The organism is Mucilaginibacter sp. P4_E8, assembly GCF_056401495.1.
In genome coordinates this window covers 1-4,571 of sequence record NZ_JBFUJG010000240.1, presented here as the reverse complement: position 1 = coordinate 4,571, position 4,571 = coordinate 1, and the positions used below count along the sequence as shown (strand labels likewise).

General features: G+C 41.7%; 5 protein-coding genes. 1 reads left to right on the top strand and 4 read right to left on the bottom strand.

Translation table 11 applies throughout. From position 1 onward, the window contains the following. Window positions 1-96: 96 nt before the first annotated feature. Window positions 97-429 carry a Rieske (2Fe-2S) protein gene (locus tag AC1DRQ_RS29575; protein ID WP_477429426.1) on the top strand — a complete coding sequence of 111 codons (333 nt, stop codon included), beginning with the start codon at window positions 97-99 and terminating at the stop codon, window positions 427-429. A gap of 44 nt (window positions 430-473) precedes the next feature. Here the strand turns inward: AC1DRQ_RS29575 and AC1DRQ_RS29570 are convergent, their stop codons facing one another. The 4 genes from AC1DRQ_RS29570 to AC1DRQ_RS29555 form a co-directional block, all read right to left on the bottom strand. Beyond that, on the bottom strand, window positions 474-1,355 hold the full coding sequence (locus tag AC1DRQ_RS29570) for a bifunctional 5,10-methylenetetrahydrofolate dehydrogenase/5,10-methenyltetrahydrofolate cyclohydrolase (RefSeq protein WP_429392354.1): 882 nt from the start codon (window positions 1,353-1,355) through the stop codon (window positions 474-476). Between the two features lie 102 nt (window positions 1,356-1,457). Then, window positions 1,458-3,245 (bottom strand): translation elongation factor 4, encoded by a 1,788-nt coding sequence (gene lepA, locus AC1DRQ_RS29565; protein ID WP_477429424.1) that lies wholly within the window; start codon window positions 3,243-3,245, stop codon window positions 1,458-1,460. A 310-nt stretch (window positions 3,246-3,555) separates the two neighbouring features. After that, on the bottom strand, window positions 3,556-4,017 hold the full coding sequence (locus AC1DRQ_RS29560; protein WP_429392357.1) for a hypothetical protein: 462 nt from the start codon (window positions 4,015-4,017) through the stop codon (window positions 3,556-3,558). Window positions 4,018-4,114: 97 nt separating this feature from the next. Then, window positions 4,115-4,571 (bottom strand): AAA-type ATPase lid domain-containing protein (locus tag AC1DRQ_RS29555; protein ID WP_477429422.1); only part of this gene is annotated, 457 nt, incomplete at its 5' end.

Sequence of the window (4,571 nt, the reverse complement as noted above, 5' to 3'; positions counted from 1 at the left end):
GCCATAACCATTAAAATATTACTGGCCCGTATTGTATATGAAGTTTGTGATATGGGTAGCGGTCAACAGGCTAAGCTGGAATATTTTAAGTAAAATATGAAGTGGTATAAAATATCAGGCATTCAAAATACCGATAAACCATTTATTACAAAAGTTAAAGCTGGTGGCAAAAATATTTGTGTGGTTGGTTTTGAGGGGCAGATCTATGCAATTTCGTCTGTTTGCCCACACGCCGGGGCCGATTTGAGCGAGGGTTTATGTGTTAAAGGAAAAATTGTTTGCCCATACCACAGGTACACTTACAATTTGGCTACCGGAAAAGGAGGGGAAGGACAAAATGACTTTGTAGCAACCTGCCCGGTAAATATAAAAGATGGTGATATTTATATAGGTATCAAATCCTTTTGGGATAGGTTGAGTGGTAGGTAAGTAGTTGGTTGAGCTTATCAACTCAACCAACCTGTTTAAATTTCTTACTTATAAACCTCTTTATTGGCAGAAGCAAGGGTGTTCTTCAACAACCCTATAATGGTCATTAAACCAACACCGCCGGGTACTGGGGTTATCCACGAAGCTTTTGGGGCTACATTTTCAAAGTCCACATCGCCATATAGTTTAAACCCCGATTTGGTTAGGGCCGAGGTTTCGCGGTTCATGCCTACGTCAATTACAACAACACCATCCTTCACCATATCTGCGGTGATAAAATTCTTTTTACCTATGGCCACGATCAAAATATCGGCCTGTAAAGTAATGCTTTTAATATCCGGTGTGCGGCTGTGGCATATGGTAACCGTACAATTGCCTGGAGTGGTATTGCGTGCCATTAAAATACTCATTGGTGAACCCACAATATTACTGCGACCAACTACCACACAATGCTTGCCTACAGTATCAATGCCATACTCTTTAAGCATCAGCGTGATACCATAAGGGGTTGCGGGGATAAAGGAAGGCAGGTTGCGTTGCATACGGCCCAAATTAACCGGGTGAAAGCCATCCACATCCTTGCGGTGATCAATGCGTTCGGTTACTTTTTCAGGATCGATGTGTTTAGGCAGGGGGAGTTGAACAATGATGCCATCAATATCAGCATCGGCATTCAGTTCCTCTACTTTTTTCAGCAGTTCATCCTCAGTTACATTATCCTCAAAACGCACCAGGGTTGATTTAAAACCTACCTTTTCGCAATTTTTGATCTTGCTGGCTACATAGGTTTCGCTACCACCATCATGACCTACCAAAACCGCCACCAAATGCGGCTGGCGACCGGTTTCCGCTAATATTTTAGCCGCTGCTTCGGCTATTTCAATCTTAAGTTTTTCTGATACGTATTTTCCGTCGAGTAATTGCATATTGCCCCCTAACCCCCTAAAGGGGGAACGATAGTGTATAATAATTTAATTTTTTTGCCCAACCATGCTAATAAAAACTCCCCCTTTAGGGGGCTGGGGGGCTTAATCAAGTTTCAAAACCGCCATAAATGCCGATTGCGGTATCTCTACGTTACCAACCTGCCTCATTCGTTTTTTACCTTTTTTCTGTTTTTCCAATAGTTTACGCTTACGGGATATATCGCCACCGTAACATTTGGCTGTAACATCCTTACGCAAGGCTTTCACTGTTTCGCGCGCTATGATCTTGGCACCGATGGAGGCCTGTATAATGATCTCAAATTGCTGGCGTGGAATAAGCTCTTTCAGCTTTTCGCAGATCTTTTTACCAAAATCATAAGAGTTACCCCTAAATATCAATGATGATAAAGCGTCAACCGGCTCAGCATTTAAACGGATGTCCAAACGTACAAGATCCGATTGGCGGTAACCTATCTGGTGGTAATCAAATGATGCGTAGCCTTTGGATATGGTTTTTAGTTTATCGYAAAAATCAAAAACTATCTCGCCCATAGGCAGCTCGAATATCAGCTCAACCCTGTCAGATGTTAAGTACGACTGGTTAACAATGCTACCGCGTTTTTGAATACAAAGTGACATTACCGGCCCTACATAATCAGATTTGGTGATGATGGTAGCTTTAATGTATGGCTCCTCCACAAAATCTATCTTGCTTGGATCAGGCAGATCTGATGGATTATTCACTACTATTGGCTCGCCTTTGGTGGTGTAAGCAATGTATGATACGTTGGGCACGGTGGTGATCACGGTCATATCAAACTCGCGCTCCAGCCGCTCCTGGATGATCTCCATGTGCAGCATGCCCAAAAATCCGCAACGGAAACCAAAACCTAACGCTGCTGATGATTCCGGTTCAAAAACCAGTGATGCATCGTTAAGCTGCAGTTTGGCCATTGATTCGCGCAGTTCTTCGTATTCATCAGTATCAACCGGGTAAATACCGGCAAATACCATAGGTTTAACTTCCTCAAAACCTTGTATACCGGCTTCGCAAGGTCGGTCAACACGGGTAATAGTATCACCTACTTTAACCTCACGCGCTTCTTTTATACCTGAAATGATATATCCCACATCGCCCGTTTTTATTACGTCACGAGGCGATTGTTTTAATTTTAAGGTACCCACTTCATCAGCAATATATTGCTTTTCGGTAGCAAAAAATTTCACTTTATCGTTTTTACGGATCTCGCCGTTAACTACTTTAAAATAGGCTACAATACCACGAAATGAATTATAAACCGAGTCGAATATTAAAGCCTGTAAAGGTGCTTCAGGATCGCCAACAGGGTGGGGAACGCGTTCAACAATAGCGCGCAAAATATCATGTACACCCATGCCAGTTTTGCCCGATGCCGCCAGGATCTCCTCGCGCTTACAACCAATAAGCTCCACTATCTGATCTTTAACCTCCTCGGGCATAGCGCCGGGAAGGTCCATTTTATTCAATACCGGGATGATCTCCAGATCATTCTCCAAAGCCAGATAAAGGTTTGAGATGGTTTGTGCCTGTATGCCCTGCGCCGCATCAACAATAAGTAACGCACCTTCGCAAGCAGCTATAGAACGTGAAACCTCGTATGAAAAATCTACGTGTCCGGGCGTGTCTATCAGGTTCAGGATATATTTCTGCCCGTCAAGCTCATAGTCCATTTGTATGGCATGGCTTTTTATGGTGATTCCCCGCTCACGTTCCAGGTCCATATCATCAAGCAATTGCGCTTGCGATTCACGTTGAGTTATAGTGTTGGTGTATTCTAATAACCTATCGGCAAGTGTGCTTTTACCGTGGTCGATATGTGCTATGATACAAAAATTACGAATATGCTCCATTGAACCGCAAAAATAGCTTTTTAGGACGAGAATTTGATATGTAGTTTATAATTAGGTTACAGACCTTTAAAATCATTTTTATAAGCTATGAAGTAACCAGATAAGTTGCAGGCAAATTAATTTGAGCTTGCCTCAACAAATATCGGTGTTTCGCTCACCGCAATATCCAATTTACTGTTTTTTTGTCCATAACATCGGTACCCGGTTTAAGTGTATAAAAGATATCAGGTCATAATCTCAGCTGCCATTATTGATTTGGTTATAAGGATAGTTCCCTTTTGTGTTATGACAACGATTAATCAAGATATTGTTAGCGCAGCTTTACATAAGTTTCAATGATCTCATGATTGATGTTCAGGCTGTCTATCTTTTCAATCCCGCTCTGGATCAGGGTGTCATTTTTAAACTGAACAGTGAATTTAAAGTCACGGTTTTCCCAATCACGGTAATTGCAGTAGGCCAGATGTTCTGCATAGTTATTGCCAACTAATGTATAAGTTCCGCTACCCGAGTCAAATACGGGTTTGGTAACCTTGCCCATTTTTTTATCGTGTGTAAAAAAGGCGAAATCTGTACCGTTGAATATTTTTACCATTTCCTGGTCTTTAGGCGGGGTTGTTACCGTTGTATCGCCTTTTTCAATGCTTTTACTTGATATCAAATGCCAGGTGCCTATCAGCGGCTGATCTGGTTTTTGTTCAGTTTTGATTTCTTTTTGTTGACAGGATGTGATTGCTGCAATGCAGATCAGCAAGGAAAATATTAGTTTCATAATGTGTTTGGGTTTGTACAATGGTAAGTAATTTAACCAAATAAAAAAAGCGATCTGCATTGCTGCAAATCGCTTTTAATAAATACCTTAATTGGTGCTATTCGCCTCTTTTAAGGCCAAATTTTTCGATCTTGCTGTATAGGTGACTACGTTGTATATCAATATCATCGGCGGTTTTCGATACGTTCCAGTTGTTTTTTTCGAGCTTGAACTTAATATATTCGCGCTCTGCAAAATCCTTATATTCCTGGAAGTTATTAAACTGATCAAAATCTGTTTGAGCGGCTCCATTAGTATCCCCGCCGGCTGCTACAGGTGCCGATGGATTGGCAAATGCCCTGACATCATTATCGGTTATGGTTTTATCGCTTAGTATAATTAAGCGCTCCACCATGTTTCTTAGTTCACGGATGTTACCCGTCCATGGTAATGCCTTAAGGGCTTCCAGGGCCGCATCAGATATTTTTTTAACGGGCATGCCATACTCATTGCATATCTCATCTAAAAAATTTTGGGTAAGCAGGGATATATCATCCTTGCGTTCAACCAGGGGT